This window comes from Arthrobacter sp. UNCCL28, from assembly GCF_900102805.1.
GTDB lineage: Bacteria > Actinomycetota > Actinomycetes > Actinomycetales > Micrococcaceae > Arthrobacter > Arthrobacter nicotinovorans_A.
In genome coordinates, this window is record NZ_FMWE01000001.1 from 814,908 (window position 1) to 831,727 (window position 16,820).

Below are 16,820 nucleotides of genomic sequence, written 5' to 3' on the forward strand. Positions count from 1 at the left end.
AGTTAACCCGGCGGTGCTGAATCGGCACCGCCGGGTTTTTTGTCCCCAGCTAGGCCGGAGCCAAGGCCTGGTTCAGTGCCGTCCGGATACGCTTCTCAGAGACCGAGTACGCGGTTCCAAGTTCTACGGCAAAGAGGCTGACCCGCAGCTCTTCGATCATCCAGCGCACCCGTGTTAACTCAGTGCCGGCGCGGCGTCCCGGGAGAAGTGCGGAAACGGCGTCGTCGTAGTCGTCCTCGAGCGCCTGCACGACCGCCATGTTGAGTCCATCGCGCTGGACGTTGCCGGGAAGCTTTTCCAGCCGCTTCTCGATCGCCTGCAAGTATCGCGGCAACTGGCTGAGCTGGGCATAGCCCGTCTGTGCCACAAAGCCGGGATGCACCAACTGCTCCAGCTGCGACTTCATGTCATTGAGGGCACTGATGAGCGGCAGGCTTGCGTTGGACTTCAGCTCCTTCTGGATGCGTCGCGTACTGGCCAGAACGCGTTCGACGACGGCCGTCACCGTGAACACGGTATCGATGAGTTCCGCACGGACTACTTCATACAACGCATCGAAGGACTTCCTGTCCCACGGCAGTTCCTGGGGCGTCAGTTTGTCGATGGCCGCCAGGGCGCAGTCCGCAATCAAAGCACTGACGGATCCGTGCGGGTTTTGGCTGAAGGTCAGTTTTTCCATGTTGCTCAGGTGCTCCAGCACGTAGCGGTCAGGAGGCGGAATCCGCAGGGCCAGCAGCCTGATGACGCCGCCACGCATGGCGGCTTCCTGTTCTGCCTTGGTCTGGAAGACCCGCAGGGCCACAGTGGTTCCTTCGTCAACCACTGCCGGGAAGCCGGTGACGGAGTGGCCCTTGACAGTACGCGTTACCTGCCGTTCCACAGTCCCGAAGTCCCACTCCGTGATGCCGCTGCGTTCAGCCACTGCAGCATCAGTCCGGCTTCCGGAGGCAGCAGTGGCGTCGGGTCCCTGGCCGTTTGCCGTGCGCGCCGCACCGGAAGCCTTGCCGGCTTTGGCAGGTGCGGTAGTGGCCGGGGTAGCGCCAAGGGATTCGGCGATTGCGCGGCGTGTGGCAGGGGCAAGCCTTTCCTGGAGCCCGGCAAGGTCCTTGCCTTCGTCCAGGACCTTCCCCTTGCTGTCCACCACCTTGAAACTCACCCGCAAATGCGATGGCACGGCATCCCAGTTCCAGGAACCGGGGGGAATAACATGCCCACGGAGGCGGCGAAGCACCAGCTCCAACGACGGCTCCAGCTCATCGGCAGCCGGGTCAAAGTCCGCTTCAAGGGCAGCAGTTGCCTGCCGGGCCACATCAGGGGCAGGGACGAAGTTCTTCCGCACCTGCTTGGGCAGCGACTTGATCAGTGCCGTGACAAGTTCTACGCGCTGGCCAGGTATCTGCCAACGGAACGGGGCATCGTCCAACTGGTTGAGGAACAACACAGGGACCTCGGCGGTGACACCGTCCGATGGGTTGGGGGCAGACCCCGGTGCAACGGGATGGAATTCGTAGCTCAGGGGGAGCTCGAAGCCCCTGTGCAGCCAGGTCTGGGGATAGGCGGAGTCGTCCAAGGCATCGGCGTCCTCGCTGATGAGCAGCGATTGGTCGAAGTCCAGCATTGTGGGATCGGACTGGCGGGCGTCCTTCCACCACTTGTCAAAGTGCCTCTCGGAGACCACTTCCTTGCCCACGCGTGCGTCGTAGAACTCGAACAGCGTTTGGTCGTCCACCAGGATGTCGCGGCGTCGCATGCGCGTTTCGAGTTCTTCGATTTCCTGCAGCAGTGCCCGGTTACGGTGGAAGAACTTGTGGTGGGTTTTCCACTCGCCCTCCACCAGGGCGTGCCGGATGAAAAGTTCGCGCGAGAGTTCAGGATCCACCCGGCCATAGTTGATCCGGCGCTGGGGAATGATCGGCACGCCGTAGAGGGTGACCTTCTCATGGGCCATGACTGCGCCTTGGCGGGAGGACCAGTGGGGTTCGCTGTAAGAGCGCTTCACAAGGTCCGGAGCCACCTGCTCAGCCCACAGGGGATCGAACTTGGCAGCGACCCTGGCCCACAACCGGCTGGTTTCCACCAGTTCAGCTGCCATGACAAAAGTCGGCGACTTCTTGAACAATGCCGAGCCCGGGAAGATGGCGAAGCGGCTGCCGCGCGCCCCGGCGTACTCACGCTTGCGTTCATCCAGCAGGCCAATATGGCTTAGTAGTCCCGAGAGCAGGCTGATGTGGATGCCCTCGTAGTTGCCCACGGGATCGGCTTCGCGTTTGTTGTCCAGGGCGATGCCCAAGGGCTTGGCCATTTGCCTGAGCTGCGTGAAGAGATCCTGCCACTCCCTGACCCGCAAGTAGTTGATGAACTCGTTGCGGCACAATTTCCGGAACTGGGTGGAGGACAACTCGCGCTGCTTCTCCTGGATGTAGTTCCAGAGATTGAGGAAGCCGGTGAAATCGGAGAGCTCGTCCCGGAAGCGCGCGTGCTTTTCCGAGGCCAGTTGCTGCTTGTCCGTTGGCCGTTCACGGGGGTCCTGGATGGTCAGTGCCGCAGCAAGGATCATGACTTCGCGGACACAGCCGCGCTTGCCGGCCTCGACAATCATGCGGCCCAGCCGGGGATCCACCGGCAACTGGGCAAGTTTTTGCCCGACGGCGGTGAGGCCGCTGCCGCTGCGGCCGCCGCCACTGCCGTCACCTGACTTGGGTGAACTCAACGCACCGAGTTCGCGAAGGAGCGTGACGCCGTCGTTGATTGCCCTGGAATCAGGCGGCTCCACGAACGGAAAGTTCTCCACGTCCTTGGGACTGCGGGCCACGCCCATGGCGGTCATCTGGAGGATGACGGCTGCGAGGTTTGTCCGGAGGATTTCCGGATCCGTGAACTGCGGACGCGACTCGAAATCTTCCTCCGAGTACAAACGGATGGCGATGCCCTCGGACACACGCCCGCACCGGCCCGAGCGCTGGCTGGCCGAGGCTTGGGACACCCGCTCGATCGGCAGGCGCTGGACCTTGGTCCGGTGGGAGTAACGGGAAATACGGGCGGTCCCGGTGTCGATCACGTACTTGATCCCCGGGACGGTCAGCGAGGTTTCAGCCACGTTGGTGGCCAGGATGATGCGCCGTTTGCCCCCGGGATTGAAGACCCGGTGTTGCTCCTGAAGGCTCAGCCGGGCAAAAAGTGGAAGGACTTCGGTCCCGGCCAGGCGGCGGTTGCTCTGGATACGCCCGTTGATGGCTTCGGCGGCGTCGCGGATTTCGCGCTCACCGGAGAAGAAGATGAGGATATCGCCGGGTGCTTCCTTGGCGAGCTCGTCCACGGCGTCACACACCGCGTCCAGGGGATCCCGGTCCTCTTCGAGTTCATCATCCGAGCTGTCCTCGTCGCCGCCGGCAGGCTGGGACAACGGCCGGTAGCGGATCTCCACCGGATAGGTACGGCCCGAGACCTCGATGATGGGGGCGGGCTCTTCTTCGCTTCCGAAGTGCTTGGCAAAGCGCTGGGGATCGATGGTGGCCGAGGTGATGATGACCTTCAGGTCGGGGCGCTGGGGGAGGATGCGTTTGAGATAGCCCAGGATGAAGTCGATGTTGAGGCTGCGTTCGTGCGCCTCATCAATGATGATGGTGCTGTATTTACGCAGCAGTTTGTCCCGTTGGATCTCCGCGAGGAGGATGCCGTCAGTCATCAGCTTGATCTTGGTGGCCGCACTGACCTCGCCGGTGAAGCGGACCTGGAAGCCCACTTCCTGGCCGATCTCAACCCCCAGCTCAGAGGCAATGCGCTCAGCGACGGTACGGGCCGCCAACCGGCGGGGCTGGGTATGGCCGATCAGGCCCTTGTCTCCAAGGCCGAGTTCGAGGCACATCTTGGGGATCTGGGTGGTCTTGCCCGAGCCGGTCTCGCCGGCGATGATGGTCACCTGGTTGGCGGCGATGGCCGCCATCAGATCCTCGCGGCGCTCGGAGACGGGCAGCTCAGCGGGGTAGGAAATATGAAGTGTCATGGCTGCTGCCAGTCTACTGTGGCTGCGGTTCCGCGTCCGCGTCCTCCGTCACAGTGCCCGCTGCGGCAGCAAGCCGGAAGGAAAGGTGGCGGGCGAAGGACCTGAATTCCTCCGGCTCAAGGATCTCAAAGTCCATGTCCAGGGCGGCAAGATAAGCAGCCGGGGCGGCCAGGTTGTCCCATCCTGAGCGCAGGATGGTTGCTCCCGGACCATCGGCGGTCAGCGTCGCGTACTGCGGGCTGACGACGGCGGCCACCTCCGCCAAGGGCTCGTTAAGCCGCACCACGACGTCAAACCTGTAGGGGGAGCGGGTGATGGACTGCTGCACGTAGGCTGCCAGGTCCTCGGCGGGCAAGGCACGGGGCGTATATCTTTTTCGTTCGGACGGAAGTGAGGCGAAACGGTCGGCGCGGAAGGTCCGCCAGTCTTCCCGGTCCACGTCCCAGGCCACCAGGTACCAGCGCCTTCCTGTGTCGACCAATCTGTAGGGTTCCACGAGCCGGCGTGCAGCCTCGCCTTCGGAGGTGACGTAGTCAAAGGAAATCTGGCGCCGGTCCGAGATCGCCGCTGAAACCACGGTCAGCTGTTGCGGATCAACCGTGGCCGCATTGCTGGGCAACGTGGTCACCGCTGCTTTCAGCATGGCGAACCTGGGGCGCAGCCTCGATGGCAGCACCTGTTCCAGTTTTGCCAAGGCGCGTACAGAGGCCTCGCCAATCCCGGCAACGGGCCCAGCAGCTACGGAATTCAATCCCAGTGCCACTGCCAGCGCTTCGTTGTCGTCCAACAGCAGCGGCGGCAGTTGTGCGCCCGCTCCCAACTGGTAGCCGCCTGCGATTCCCGGGGATGCATGGATGGGATACCCGAGGTTGCGCAGCTTGTCGATGTCACGGCGCACGGTCCGTTCGGTCACGCCCATGCGGTCAGCGAGTGCCGGTCCCGTCCACTCCCGGCGCACCTGCAACAAGGACAGCAGTTGAAGGAGCCGCGCGGAGGTTTGGATCATGGAAGTGAATCTAGTCCATATGCGGGATGTTGAGCCCTCGCCGCGTGGGCCGGCGAAGGAACGCCCGCCGTTTGGGGAATCTGCGCAGAATTCCGCGAACGGCGGGCGTCGGACGGGTGGTGGGCATGCGAAGAGGTGCAGTTTCCCGGCATGTCCTAGTAAATGCGGGGGTTCCAGTACGGCGTGCTGGGAGCCTCGAAGGCACTCCAGGGTTCCTTGGACTCAATGGGCGGGTTGTGGCCGCGGCCGTCCTTCAACAAGGCTGAGACGGTGGCTGCGACGGAGGTGATAAGGACGATGAAGAGGATGATTCCGAAGATTTCCATGTCTCAAGCCTGCTCCTGTGGAACGCCTGGAAACAGTGGCAGAAATGCCCCATTTAGATAATTTTCTGCCACACTGGAAACATGTTGAAATCAGTGGCAGTGATCGTGGTTCCCAACTTCTCGGTCTTCGAATTCGGCACGGCTTTCGAGGTCTTTGGCATCGACCGGACGGACAGGGGCGCCGGCGTTCCGGCTTTCGACTTCCGGGTGGTTGCACCCGAGCCGGGGGATATCCTCATGAAGTCCGGTCTGTCCCTTCATGTGAACCTCGGCCTCGAAGCAGCAGCCGATGCAGACCTCGTCATCATGGCGCCCTTCGGCCGGGACCAGGAACTCCCGGAGTCAGTACTGGAAACCCTGCGCAATGCCCATGCCAGGGGCGCGTGGGTGATGTCGATTTGCTCAGGCGCCTATGCACTGGCGCGGGCAGGGCTGCTGGACGGACGCCGGTGTACCACCCACTGGCACTACTCGCAGGACCTCGCCGGCCGATACCCCTCGGCGATCGTGGATGAGAACGTCCTCTATGTACAGGACGGGACCATCATCACCAGTGCCGGGACAGCGGCGGGGATCGATGCCTGCCTGCACCTGGTCCGCGTTGAACTGGGAGCCAATGTTGCAGCCGCCATAGCGCGCGACATGGTGGTTCCGCCGCATCGCGATGGTGGTCAGGCCCAGTTCATCGACCGTCCCATGCCCCGCTGCGGGTCCGCGCCCATGGAAGAACTCCTCCGGTGGATGGTGGAACACCTCGACCAGGAACACAGCGTGAACGAGTTGGCGGCCCGCCTCCATATGTCGCCAAGGACCTTCGCCCGACGCTTCAGGGCCGAGACAGGTACTACTCCAGCCGCCTGGTTGAATTCCCAGCGGGTGCTCAGGGCCCAGGAGCTCTTGGAGAGTACGGAGCTGAACATTGACGAGATCGCCAGGGAAGCGGGCTTCGGACATTCGGTGCTCCTCCGCCATCACTTCACGAAGGTGCTGGACACGAGCCCGCAAAGTTACCGCCGCGCGTTCCGGGGCCAGTTGGCGGAGGCTATCTAGGGGCGCCAAGGACCAAGGCGGGCGCGGTCTTTCAGCGCCTTCCTCCGAGCCGGCCGCGGGACTCGGACCCCTCGGCCTTGGCACACTCCACCAGTTCCTGCCAAGGCCCTGTGACAGCGCGGTCCGGGAGGGTTGCGCGCCGTTGGCCTGCCCTGATGGAGTACATGAACCGGTCCGGCTCGTTGGCTGCCCGTGCCTGGCTTTTGGCTTCATCCCAAGGGCAAGCCTCCACCATGGGGACCCATCGTTCCTTGTCATCAGGAGAGACTGCGTCCACGCTCCAGACGCGTGTCATCGCTGCAATTCCCCCACTGCGTTGGACGGTGATCTTCATGGCCGGCTGCTTCTCGTTCGACGTTTTCCGTCAGTCAGCCAGCGGGACCGCACCAAGCCGTCCGGTCCCGCCATCCGACTAAACCTTGACCTTCACAGTCTCCCATGCCTTCAGGACGGCGTCATGCTCTGCCGAGCCTGAACCGAAGAGGTCCACGGCGGTAGCTGCGGTGGTCTTGGCAAATTTGCCAAAGGTGCAGGTCGCCGGGAGCAATCCGCTTGTCAGCGTGCTGTACCAGATCTGTCCGGGCGCCTCCCACGCTGCCCCGCCCAGTTCCGAGGCCACCACGTAGAAAGCCTTGTTGGGGATGCCGGAGTTGATATGCACCCCGCCGTTGTCGGCGCTGGTGCGAACGTAAGTGTCCATGGAATCCGGCTGCGGATCCTTGCCGAGGATGTCGTCATCGTAGGCGGTGCCCGGTGCTTTCATGGAGCGCAAGGCAGCGCCTTGGACCTGGTCGGTGAAGAGGCCTTCGCCGATGAGCCAACTGGCACTCGCCGCAGATTCCTGTTTCAGGTATTGCTCCACGAGGACGCCGAAAACGTCCGACATGGATTCGTTGAGTGCACCGGCCTGGTTCCGGTATGCCAGGTTGGCAGTGTACTGGGTGACACCGTGCGCGAGTTCGTGGCCTATAACGCTGACGGACTTGGTGAAGCGCTGGAAGATCTGTCCGTCACCGTCGCCAAAGACCATCTGGGAGCCGTCCCAGAAGGCGTTGTCATAGAGCTTCCCGTAGTGGACGGTCGCATCAAGGGCCAGGCCGGCGTCGTCGATGGAGTCCCTGCCGAAGATCTCTCCATACAGGCGGTGCGTGCTTCCGAGGCCATCGTAGGCCTCATTGGCAGCGGTGTCCTCCACGGGCTCCGCGCCTTCCTTCCGGACAACCCGGCCGGGCAAGGCCTCTGAAGAACCGGCGTCGTAGATGGTCCGCTTGGGTGGTCCGGGCTTGGCCTGGCGGGCACTGGGCGGAGCCGGGGGAACGGGCGCGGTGCGGATGGCCTGCAGGTTCTTGATGTGCACCAGCGACTCTTTGGCGGCTCTGGCCACGGCCCGCAGCCGTGGCTCGTCCTGGGCGGCAATCTTGCGAAGCATGTACGGCGGTACGATCGAGCACATCACGGCAAACCCCTTTGGCTATCGGAAAGACCAACTGAATTCAGACTAGGAGCAGCCGCAGACAAAATTGCGGTGCATGCCCGGCAAGCCTTGAACTGATAGCGGGTAACCGGCACACAAAAATACCCCGCCAGCGAACTGGCGGGGTATTCGTTGTGCCCTCGATAGGATTCGAACCTACGGCCTTCTGCTCCGGAGGCAGACGCTCTATCCCCTGAGCTACGAGGGCATCCAGGGTTCCCTCCGTTGCCGGTGGGACGTCCTAGAGCTTAGCAGCCACTGAGCCGCAAATGAAAACCCGGCTCTCCGCCGGCAAGCTCTGCCGTGGACCATCTGCTCTCTGGGGATCAATACCCGGCAAATGAATCCACGTGGACACGCCGCGCCCCGGCAGAACGGGCCGCGGCGCGCAGCGAATCGACGCTCGCCGGTGACCCGGAAACGAAGACTTCGCGTTCCCCGATGTCAGGCACCAACTCCTTGAGTCGGGCCGCATCGATCCTGGCGGCGCCGGCGTCTGTCATGAACTCCGGCGGAGCGGAACCGTCGGCCAACCTGGCAATTACCGTGGCCCCTGAGGCCTCCAACTGCTCCACGCCGGCCAGTTCCTCCCGACTTTTGGCGAGGTAGAGAACCACGGTGTCACGTGCCGGCGCATCTGCGGCCAACTGTGAGAGGAAGGGCGTGATACCGATGCCCGCAGCCATCAGCAGGACCGGCCGCCCGGCGTCGTGCGGTAAAAGAAAGTCTCCGCCCACGGCTGTGGCCGAAAGCTTGTCTCCTGGCTGCAAAGCCAGCAATGCCCGTTTTGCCGTGGACAGCGGCTCGGCGGTCCCGACGCCGAACGTCAGCTCATCAGCCCCCGGGGGGCTTGTGATGCTGAAGACCCGCCTGCGGCCCTTGCCGTCGGAGGCGGAGTGCGGGAGGTTGAGTTCCATGAATTGCCCGGCCTCGAACCGCACAGGGCGCTGCGGCTCAAACCGGAACTCCGTAGTGCCAGGGGTCAGGGCCCTGGCACCTTTGAACGTCAGCTCAACCCCGCCGCGCTGGCCCAGGAAGAACGCCACAAGGTTGCCCAGCAACAACGCCAGTTCGGGGGAGTTGGCGATGAACCCGAAATTATAGGGAACCGCAAAAACAACGCCCACGACGCCGGCAAGCGCCAACTGCTGCCAGCGCCGGGGCGGGAGGGTAAGGGGTTCGGAAAGCATGAAGCCCACGAAGAACAACAGGGGCCGCTGGGCGAAGGACTGCCACAAGGCCTGCCCGAACGTCATGCTGCGGCTCATCAGTTCCACGGTGATAATGCCGGCAGCCACCACCAGGAACACCGTGGCCATGAGCATTTTGCGCGTGCGGTACAGGACAAGCAGCACGCCCGGGACCAGCAGCCAGAGCATAGCCGGGGTTGCAGCCCACCACGTGGCAATGTTCAATCCCGTCAGGCCAGTGACAAACGCGCCGGCCGCGGCAGGATTGAAGATGTGCCGCCCCCGGAATGCCAGCGCGTACTTGGAGACGCTCGCTACCACGCAGGCCAAGGCAACACCGGTCATGTCCGTTATCCCGAACGCGGGCCAAAACAGGAAATAGAGCAGCAGCCCCGTAATCAGGGAGGACTCCGTGTGCGGCCTGACACGGAAGACGGCGGCCAACAAACGGTTGGAGGCATAGGTCACCCCAAGGCACAGCGCCAGGTGCACCAGCATTTCCGGAAGCCCGAACGTCAGCCAGCCCAGGATATTAAGCACCATGCTGAAGACCACCAGCACGGCCAACACCCATAGGATCAACCGGTACATCGTGAAGCGTCCCAACCAGGTATCCACCCGGGACTTAACGGCAATCATGAGAACAGTCTCCCCTCGAAACTCTCCGAAAACGTGGCGGCACCACTGGAGGACACCCTGAGCCAGGCGACATCGAACTCCTCCTGCAAACGGGCCGGTTCAATCATGAACAGGGCAGTAGCCGCGGCATCGGCCACCAGCGCGCTCGCCGCCATGGTCCAGGTGGCCACTGTGGTGTAAATGGGTTTGCCGGTGGTCCCGTCCAGGACGTGGTGCAGCCCATCTCCCCAGGCGCGCCGGTTGGAAGCGGAGGCGCAGAGCGCGGAATTGTTCAGTTCAACAGTTCCAATGGCTTGGCCCGGGTTATAGGGATGCTCCAAGGCGACCATCACGGGATGGGTCCCCGAGTGGAGCATGTCGCCGCTCCCATCCACCAGGAAGTCGGAATGACCCTTTGAACGCAGGACCCCACCCAGCAGGTCCACCAACTGGCCCTTTCCTGCTGCCCCCACGTCCAGGACCACCGGTTCGGTGGCAGCCAGGGAAGTACCAGTCCACTCGAGGACATCTTCCCAGCGTGGCGGGGCCTGGGGACTTCCGGCGGGCACCAGAGAGTACAGGGGATCGTAGCCAAGCCGTTCCAGGCTGCTGCCGATGAGCGGGCTCATGGTTCCCCCGCTGAGCCGATACAGGGTGTCGTAGACCTGATGAAGGGCTGTGGCGTGTCCGGGCAACGTGATCCTGCCCGGCCCCCGGGACAGGCCGGACACCAGGGAGTCCGGCCTGAACCGCGAATACGTCCGGTCATACTCACTGACTGTTTCCAGCAGTTGGTGCCGCACGGCCGGTACCAATGCCTCCGGCGTCGAAACTTCCCAGCGTGTCCCGATGCCGTCAAAGCTGAAGGAGGCCCAGTCCGGGTGCGGCATGGTGCTACTTGGCCTGGGACTTGATCTGTTCCACGGCGTCATTGAAGCCGCCGGAGGTCAGGGAGGAGCCGGCCACCTTGGAGACGTTCAGTTCATCGATGTTCTTGCCGACAATCTGTGCCGAGATTCCGCCGGCGAACTCGCCTTGGAACTTCTTGGTGTTGGGGTTTGAGGGGTGGGTGGTGATGTTGACTGCTGAAACTTTGTCACCGGCCAACGTCAATTCCACGCCAACGGTCTCCTGGCCGTTGGGGGAGGTGTACGTGCCGTCGGCGCTGTAGGTACCGTCCTTATAGGTGGATGTTCCCGCCGCGGCTGAGCCGGACGAAGAAGAGGTGGGGCTTGTGGTGCTCGCCTGACCGCCGTTTTCGGCAGCCGGCGTGGATTCGGCGGCCGGCGATTGCGAAGAAGGGGCGCAGCCGGCCACGGCACCGATGAGGGAGAGGCCGGCAAATCCGGCGTAAATGCTCTTGCGGAGTGGCGTAGTCATGGTTCTGCTCGTTTCAACTGGACAAGAATCGGTCTTGGGGCTGGTGCTCGCAGGAGGGCGGACCAGGCCGCCTCCTACGTGTTCACAACGTTGAATTCAGCGTAATGGTTCAGTCTGTGCCACCGGGCTCTCATGGCTGTGCCCCGCCTGTGACGTGACTATCCACATAAGGAACCCCCAATTCCGCGACTTTGCAGGCCCCCGGTAGGCTAGATGCGTGACTCCCGAAGAACTCTCTGCTGCCATATCCGCCTGCCTTAAGGACGCCGTCTCCAGCGGCGAAATCGCCTTGACGGAATCTGCCGTACCCGAATCCGTGCGGGTGGAGCGACCCAAGAACCGGGATCATGGAGACTGGGCCACCAACATCGCCCTCCAGCTCTCCAAGCAGGCAGGCATGAATCCGCGCGAATTCGCCGGTATCCTCAGCAACCACCTGCAAGGCATTCCCGGCGTCAGCGGCGTGGAGATCGCAGGTCCCGGATTTCTCAACATCACTGTGGATGCCGCCACTGCCGGCGCCCTTGCCAAAGCCATCGTCGAGGCCGGAACCAGCTATGGAACCAACCAGGCGCTCGCAGGCCGCGTGGTGAACATGGAGTTCGTCTCGGCGAACCCCACAGGGCCGCTGCACATCGGGCACACCCGTTGGGCCGCACTTGGTGATGCGATTGCCCGTGTCCTGCGTGCTTCCGGCGCCGACGTCACCGCTGAGTACTACATCAACGACGCCGGCTCGCAGATGAACGTCTTCGCCAACTCGGTCCTCTCCCGCCTGCACGGCCGCGGAGTGCCCGAGGGCGGATACCCGGGCGAATACATCCGCGAACTTGGCGACGAAGTCCTCAAGGCGCACCCGGACATCCGTGAACTGACGGATGAGGCCGCCCTGCCGGTGATCCGTGCTGCTGCCTATGAGGCGCAGATGGCCGATATCAAGACCACCCTGGCGGAATTTGGCGTCCACTTCGATGTCTTCTTCTCGGAGAAGGAACTGCACGACGCCGGTGCGATCGAATCAGCCGTCTCCCGCCTTCGCGAACAGGGCCACGTCTTTGACGACGGCGATGCCGTTTGGCTGCGCACCACGGACTTCGGTGACGACAAAGACCGCGTCATGATCCGCGCCAATGGCGAACCCACCTACTTCGCCGCGGACGCTGCCTACTACCTTTCGAAGAAGGACCGCGGATTTACCGAGAAGATTTACCTCCTCGGCGCGGACCACCATGGATACATCAACCGGCTCAAGGCCATTGCAGCCTGTGCCGGCGATGACCCGGAGGTCAACATCGAGGTCCTCATCGGCCAGTTGGTCTCGGTCAACGGCGCAAAGCTGTCCAAGCGTGCGGGCAACATCATCGAGCTCAAGGACCTTATTTCCTGGCTCGGCAAAGACGCTGTCCGCTATTCCCTGGCGCGTTTCCCCGCCGACTCACCTCTGACGTTGGATCCGGAACTGCTGAAGAAGCACAGCAACGAGAATCCTGTGTTCTATGTCCAGTACGCCCACGCCCGTTCCCGCGGCACAGCACGCAACGCGGCCGAGGCCGGAGTGGAGCGCCAGGTTGATGGCGTGGATGCCTTCGATGCCTCGCTCCTGGATCACCCCACGGAAAACGAGCTCCTTTCCTACCTGGGCAGTTACCCGTCCATCGTGGCCAAGGCCGCCGAGCTGCGCGAGCCACACCGGGTGGCACGCCACCTTGAGGTCATCGCCGGGGCCTATCACCGCTGGTACGACGCCTGCCGGGTATCTCCGCAGGGTGATGATCCCGTCCTGGATGTGAACCGCACCCGGCTTTGGCTCAATGACGCCACCAGCCAGGTACTTGCCAACGGACTCGAACTGCTGGGCGTCTCGGCGCCGGAACGGATGTAGGGCCATGAACACAGCCGCTGATCACGCTTCTCCGCTTGCCCCCGAATGGTTGGCCGTCCCAGGGGACCTCAACGCACTTCAAGAGCCCATGTGGGCTGCCGGGGTTGAAAAGAACGACGCCGGCGAGGTCACCGTTGAAGGCGTCTCCGTTAGTGAGCTCAAGGAGCAGTTCGGAACTCCGCTGTTCGTCATGAGCGAATCGGACTTCCGCGCACGGGCCAGGGCTTTCAAAGATGCCTTCGATGCCGCCTTCGCTGACATCTGCGGGGGAGTGGATGTCTACTACGCAGGAAAGTCCTTCCTGTGCACCGCCGTGGCCAGCTGGGTGGCGGAAGAGGGCCTGCGCCTGGATACGTGTTCCGGAGGCGAACTCGCTGTAGCTGCCCGCGCTGGAATTGATGGCTCCAACCTCGGTTTGCACGGCAACAACAAGTCCGACGTCGAGATCAATCGCGCCCTGGACATGAAGCTGGGCAGGATCGTTGTGGACAGCCTCGACGAACTCGAGCGCGTTGCCAAGATAGCGTCCGGTCGCGGCGAGATTGCCAAGGTCATGCTGCGCCTGACACCCGGCGTGCATGCCCACACCCATGAGTTCATTGCCACCGCGCACGAGGACCAGAAGTTCGGTCTGTCCATGGCTGAGGACTCCACGGAAGAAGCCGGCCTTTCAGCAGCCGAGGAAGCTGTGGCAGCAGCCACCTCCTACCCGGGCATCGAATTGCTGGGCCTGCACTGCCACATCGGCTCGCAGATCTTTGAGCCGGACGGTTTTGCCGTTGCAGCGGAGAAGCTTCTGGGCTTCCTTGCCGCCATGCAAGCCAAGTACTCCATCGTCTTGCCGGAATTGGACCTCGGTGGCGGCTACGGCATCGCCTATACCCCTGTTGACACGCCCCGCCCGCCAGCGGAGATTGCAGAGGCCATGGCCGCCGTCGTGCGTTCGACGTGCGCTGAACTGGACATCAAGCCGCCGCGGATCTCCATCGAACCCGGTCGCGCCATTGTCGGCAGCACCACGTTCACCCTGTATGAAGTGGGCACGCTTAAAACCGTCCGTGTCGACGCCCCAGGGGCTGAAGACGGGCACAAGAACGTTACGCATCCGCGCCGGTATGTGTCGGTGGACGGCGGGATGAGCGATAACGCCCGTCCAGTGCTGTACGACGCGGATTATTCGGCCATTTTGGCCTCGCGTGACTCCTCGGCGGCTCCGCAGCTGTCCCGCGTAGTGGGCAAACATTGCGAGAGCGGCGACATAGTTGTTAGAGATGTATATCTGCCCGCGGATGTGGCAGCCGGTGATTTGCTCGCAGTACCGGGTACCGGCGCCTACTGCTGGGCCCTCTCCAGCAATTACAACTACCTGGCACGGCCTGGCGTTGTCGCTGTACGCGACGGAGCTGCCCGGCTGATTGTCCGCGGGGAAACCGAAGAAGATCTCTTGAACCGCGACATGGGAGTGGCGAATGTCTGAAGTGCGAACCTTGAAGGTGGCCCTGCTGGGCTGTGGCAACGTTGGGGCCCAGGTCGCGCGGATTCTGATTGACGACGCCGAGGCCCTTGCTGCCCGCAGCGGCGCCCGCCTGGAACTGTCCGGGATCGCCGTGCGCACCATCGATGCTCCGCGTGACGTCGAGCTGCCCCGTGAACTCTTTACCACCGATGCCGACACCCTGGTCAAGGATGCCGACCTCGTCATCGAACTGATGGGTGGCATTGAGCCGGCGCGTTCGCTGATCCTGACGGCGATCCAAAACGGCGCCTGCGTTGTCACCGGCAACAAGGCCCTGTTGGCGCAGGACGGACCGACCCTGTACGAAGAGGCCGACAAGGCCGGGGTCCAGTTGTCTTACGAGGCCGCAGTGGCCGGGGCCATCCCCATCCTGCGTCCCATCCGTGACAGCTTGTCCGGCGATCGCATCACCCGGGTCCTCGGCATCGTCAACGGAACCACCAACTTCATCCTTGACCAAATGGACACCACTGGAGCGCAGTTCGCCGACGCCTTGGCCGAAGCCCAGCGCCTCGGTTACGCCGAAGCGGACCCGACTGCCGACGTCGAGGGCCATGACGCAGCAGCCAAGGCGGCCATCCTGGCTTCGCTGTCCTTCCACACCCGTTTCTCCCTGGACGATGTGTACTGCGAAGGCATCACCAAGGTCAGCGCCGCTGATATCGCTTCTGCCAAGGAAGCCGGATTCGTCATCAAACTGCTGGCGATTGCCGAAAAGATCGACTCCTCCGACAATGGCAGTGGCATTTCAGTACGCGTCCATCCCACACTCCTGCCCCGCGAACACCCGCTGGCAGCGGTGCGTGGCGCCTTCAACGCCGTCTTCATCGAGGCAGAGAACGCCGGTGAACTGATGTTCTACGGCCAGGGTGCAGGCGGAACCCCCACGGCCTCTGCCGTTCTGGGTGACCTCGTTTCCGCAGCACGCCGATTGGTCCTGGGCGGTCCCGGCCGCACGGAAACCACCACCGGACACGTCCCGGCCCTGGCCATCGACGCCTCCACCACGAGCTACTACATCGGCTTGGACGTCGCCGACCAGGCCGGTGTTCTGGCCCGGATCGCCCATATCTTTGCGGAAAACGGCGTCTCCATCGAGATCATGCGTCAGACGATCCACCGCGACTCCGGGTCGAACGTGGCCTCGGCTGAGCTCAAGATCGTGACGCACCGTGCATCCGAAGCTGCACTCGCAGCAACCGTCGAGGCCGTCAAGGGCCTGGACGTCATCAATTCTGTGACATCCGTACTGCGGGTAGAAGGAGTCTAAGTGGCTCACCAATGGCGCGGAGTAATCCGCGAATACGCTGATCGCTTGCCTGTAACGGAAGCCACCAAGGTCATTACCCTCGGTGAGGGCGGAACGCCCTTGGTCCACGCCCGGCAGCTCTCCGAGCTCACCGGCTCCGAGGTGTACCTCAAGGTCGAAGGCATGAACCCCACGGGATCCTTCAAGGACCGCGGCATGACCATGGCCATGACAGCGGCAGTTGAAGCCGGAGCCAAGGCAGTGGTCTGCGCTTCCACCGGAAACACCTCCGCCTCTGCAGCTGCCTACGCCACTGCTGCGGGCCTGAAGTGCGCGGTGTTGGTTCCCGAAGGCAAAATCTCCATGGGCAAACTGAGCCAGGCTATCGCCCACGGCGCTACTTTGCTGCAGGTCGACGGCAACTTCGACAACTGCTTGGATATTGCCCGTAAGCTCGGCGAGTCCTACCCGGTATTCCTGGTCAACTCGGTCAACCCTGCCCGCATCCAGGGCCAGAAGACAGGTGCTTTCGAGATTGTCGATTCGCTCGGTGATGCTCCGGACATCCATGTGCTGCCAGTCGGAAATGCCGGCAACATCAGCGCCTACTGGAAGGGCTACAAGGAGTACTCCGCGCCCTTCGAGACCGCCAACGGAACCCTGCCGGCCGTTGCAACCAAGACGCCCATCATGTGGGGTTTCCAGGCTGCAGGCGCGGCGCCGTTCGTCGCCGGACATCCGATCACCGAACCGGACACCATCGCAACCGCCATCCGCATCGGCAACCCCGCCTCATGGGACACGGCTGTTGCTGCCCGCGACGAATCCGGTGGACTGATTGAGGCCGTCACGGACGAGGAAATCCTTGCAGCCCACCGCTGGCTGTCAGCCAAGGAAGGTGTCTTCGTCGAACCCGGCTCAGCGGCCGGCGTCGCAGGCCTGATCAAGAAGCATGCTGCCGGCGAGGTTCCTTCGGGAAAGACCATCGTCATCACGGTGACCGGTCACGGCCTCAAGGACCCGCAATGGGCTCTCCGCACCGAGGATGGCCATGATGTCCAGCCCGTCAAGGTGCCCAACGACGTCGTCACCGTTGCCGCAGAACTGGGACTGGAAGAAAAATAAG

Annotated in this window: 13 protein-coding genes and 1 tRNA gene; 5 read left to right on the forward strand and 9 right to left on the reverse strand. The window is 63.0% G+C overall.

Annotated features, from left to right (window positions below; all coding sequences use genetic code 11):
- Positions 1–49: 49 nt before the first annotated feature.
- From hrpA to BLQ01_RS22280, 3 genes are all read right to left on the reverse strand, one after another.
- The gene (gene hrpA / locus BLQ01_RS03660; RefSeq protein ID WP_091550153.1) at positions 50–4,003 is read right to left on the reverse strand and encodes an ATP-dependent RNA helicase HrpA; all 3,954 of its coding nucleotides are present in this window, start codon (positions 4,001–4,003) and stop codon (positions 50–52) included.
- A gap of 13 nt (positions 4,004–4,016) precedes the next feature.
- Positions 4,017–5,009, reverse strand: a complete 993-nt coding sequence (locus BLQ01_RS03665; RefSeq protein WP_091550155.1) for a helix-turn-helix transcriptional regulator — start codon at positions 5,007–5,009, stop codon at positions 4,017–4,019.
- Between the two features lie 155 nt (positions 5,010–5,164).
- The gene (locus BLQ01_RS22280) at positions 5,165–5,335 is read right to left on the reverse strand and encodes a hypothetical protein (protein ID WP_167332875.1); all 171 of its coding nucleotides are present in this window, start codon (positions 5,333–5,335) and stop codon (positions 5,165–5,167) included.
- Positions 5,336–5,416: 81 nt separating this feature from the next.
- On the opposite strand from BLQ01_RS22280, the gene BLQ01_RS03670 reads away from it, so the two are divergent.
- Positions 5,417–6,385: a GlxA family transcriptional regulator gene (locus BLQ01_RS03670; RefSeq protein ID WP_026540118.1), complete on the forward strand. Its 969-nt coding sequence runs from the start codon at positions 5,417–5,419 to the stop codon at positions 6,383–6,385.
- A gap of 31 nt (positions 6,386–6,416) precedes the next feature.
- Here the strand turns inward: BLQ01_RS03670 and BLQ01_RS03675 are convergent, their stop codons facing one another.
- The 6 genes from BLQ01_RS03675 to BLQ01_RS03700 form a co-directional block, all read right to left on the reverse strand.
- The gene (locus tag BLQ01_RS03675) at positions 6,417–6,719 is read right to left on the reverse strand and encodes a protealysin inhibitor emfourin (protein WP_026540119.1); all 303 of its coding nucleotides are present in this window, start codon (positions 6,717–6,719) and stop codon (positions 6,417–6,419) included.
- 78 nt (positions 6,720–6,797) lie between these two features.
- On the reverse strand, positions 6,798–7,838 hold the full coding sequence (locus tag BLQ01_RS03680) for a M4 family metallopeptidase (RefSeq protein ID WP_035760499.1): 1,041 nt from the start codon (positions 7,836–7,838) through the stop codon (positions 6,798–6,800).
- A 156-nt stretch (positions 7,839–7,994) separates the two neighbouring features.
- Positions 7,995–8,067 (reverse strand) — tRNA-Arg (locus BLQ01_RS03685).
- Between the two features lie 118 nt (positions 8,068–8,185).
- Positions 8,186–9,688: an FAD-dependent oxidoreductase gene (locus BLQ01_RS03690; protein WP_091550156.1), complete on the reverse strand. Its 1,503-nt coding sequence runs from the start codon at positions 9,686–9,688 to the stop codon at positions 8,186–8,188.
- The gene (locus tag BLQ01_RS03695; RefSeq protein WP_091550158.1) at positions 9,685–10,557 is read right to left on the reverse strand and encodes an FAD:protein FMN transferase; all 873 of its coding nucleotides are present in this window, start codon (positions 10,555–10,557) and stop codon (positions 9,685–9,687) included. The genes BLQ01_RS03690 and BLQ01_RS03695 overlap by 4 nt, the downstream gene beginning before the upstream one ends.
- A gap of 4 nt (positions 10,558–10,561) precedes the next feature.
- Positions 10,562–11,047: an FMN-binding protein gene (locus BLQ01_RS03700; RefSeq protein ID WP_091550159.1), complete on the reverse strand. Its 486-nt coding sequence runs from the start codon at positions 11,045–11,047 to the stop codon at positions 10,562–10,564.
- Positions 11,048–11,264: 217 nt separating this feature from the next.
- Here BLQ01_RS03700 and argS point away from each other — a divergent pair, with 217 nt between their 5' ends.
- Genes argS through thrC form a run of 4 tightly spaced genes read left to right on the forward strand, consistent with a single transcriptional unit; the run spans position 11,265 to position 16,819 of the window.
- Positions 11,265–12,929 carry an arginine--tRNA ligase gene (gene argS, locus BLQ01_RS03705; protein WP_026546124.1) on the forward strand — a complete coding sequence of 555 codons (1,665 nt, stop codon included), beginning with the start codon at positions 11,265–11,267 and terminating at the stop codon, positions 12,927–12,929.
- Positions 12,930–12,933: 4 nt separating this feature from the next.
- On the forward strand, positions 12,934–14,406 hold the full coding sequence (lysA, locus tag BLQ01_RS03710) for a diaminopimelate decarboxylase (RefSeq protein WP_091550161.1): 1,473 nt from the start codon (positions 12,934–12,936) through the stop codon (positions 14,404–14,406).
- Positions 14,399–15,715 (forward strand): homoserine dehydrogenase, encoded by a 1,317-nt coding sequence (locus BLQ01_RS03715; protein ID WP_026540126.1) that lies wholly within the window; start codon positions 14,399–14,401, stop codon positions 15,713–15,715. The genes lysA and BLQ01_RS03715 overlap by 8 nt, the downstream gene beginning before the upstream one ends.
- Positions 15,716–16,819, forward strand: a complete 1,104-nt coding sequence (thrC, locus tag BLQ01_RS03720) for a threonine synthase (protein WP_026540127.1) — start codon at positions 15,716–15,718, stop codon at positions 16,817–16,819.
- The last annotated feature ends 1 nt before the right edge of the window (position 16,820 follow it).

Excerpts from the sequence above, each read along its gene's own strand:
- BLQ01_RS03665 (WP_091550155.1), bottom strand. The coding sequence starts at position 5,009 with ATGATCCAAACCTCCGCGCGGCTCCTTCAACTGCTGTCCTTGTTGCAG.
- BLQ01_RS03670 (WP_026540118.1), top strand. The coding sequence starts at position 5,417 with ATGTTGAAATCAGTGGCAGTGATCGTGGTTCCCAACTTCTCGGTCTTC.
- BLQ01_RS03700 (WP_091550159.1), bottom strand. The coding sequence starts at position 11,047 with ATGACTACGCCACTCCGCAAGAGCATTTACGCCGGATTTGCCGGCCTC.
- hrpA (WP_091550153.1), bottom strand. The coding sequence starts at position 4,003 with ATGACACTTCATATTTCCTACCCCGCTGAGCTGCCCGTCTCCGAGCGC.
- BLQ01_RS03675 (WP_026540119.1), bottom strand. The coding sequence starts at position 6,719 with ATGAAGATCACCGTCCAACGCAGTGGGGGAATTGCAGCGATGACACGC.
- BLQ01_RS22280 (WP_167332875.1), bottom strand. The coding sequence starts at position 5,335 with ATGGAAATCTTCGGAATCATCCTCTTCATCGTCCTTATCACCTCCGTC.
- BLQ01_RS03690 (WP_091550156.1), bottom strand. The coding sequence starts at position 9,688 with ATGATTGCCGTTAAGTCCCGGGTGGATACCTGGTTGGGACGCTTCACG.
- BLQ01_RS03715 (WP_026540126.1), top strand. The coding sequence starts at position 14,399 with ATGTCTGAAGTGCGAACCTTGAAGGTGGCCCTGCTGGGCTGTGGCAAC.
- lysA (WP_091550161.1), top strand. The coding sequence starts at position 12,934 with ATGAACACAGCCGCTGATCACGCTTCTCCGCTTGCCCCCGAATGGTTG.
- BLQ01_RS03695 (WP_091550158.1), bottom strand. The coding sequence starts at position 10,557 with ATGCCGCACCCGGACTGGGCCTCCTTCAGCTTTGACGGCATCGGGACA.
- BLQ01_RS03680 (WP_035760499.1), bottom strand. The coding sequence starts at position 7,838 with ATGTGCTCGATCGTACCGCCGTACATGCTTCGCAAGATTGCCGCCCAG.